The 584-nt window shown below is 40.4% G+C and carries 1 protein-coding gene; it reads left to right on the forward strand.

The window, feature by feature from the left end:
* Positions 1–584: IS256 family transposase (locus WMO38_RS15395; RefSeq protein ID WP_349163228.1), on the forward strand; the 584-nt coding region annotated here is incomplete at both ends.

Consider the following 584-nt stretch of genomic DNA (forward strand, 5'->3'; position numbering starts at 1 on the left):
GAACCACAGCTGATTAAAAAATATCAAAATACCGTAACTCAGGACATGGAAGAAAAAATACTTTCCATGTATGCCAAAGGAATGACCACCGGAGACATTGAATCTCACATGCGTGAATTATACGATATTGATATTTCTGACAGCACAATCAGCAGGATCACAGATAAAATCATGCCGATTGTAAAAGAATGGCAGGAACGCCCTCTGGAAGAAGTGTATGCTGTAGTATTTATGGATGCAATCCACTATCATGTCCGCAGCGAAGGACGTATTGTAAAACGTGCAGTCTACATCGCTCTTGGTATTGACATGAATGGAAAAAAGAACGTCCTTGGCATGTATGTTGGTGAAAACGAAAGTGCGAAGTTTTGGCTTTCTATCATGAATGGATTAAAAAACCGGGGAGTCGAGGATATCCTGATTGCATGTGTTGATGGCTTGAATGGATTTCCACAGGCAATCGAGGCTGTTTATCCAAAAACAGAGATTCAGCAGTGTATCATCCATCAGATCCGCAATTCAACGAAGTTTGTCTCCTACAAAGATATCAAAAAACTGATGGCTGATCTGAAGCTTGTATATGC

This window comes from Lachnospira hominis (ex Hitch et al. 2025), assembly GCF_040096395.1.
GTDB lineage: Bacteria > Bacillota > Clostridia > Lachnospirales > Lachnospiraceae > Lachnospira > Lachnospira hominis.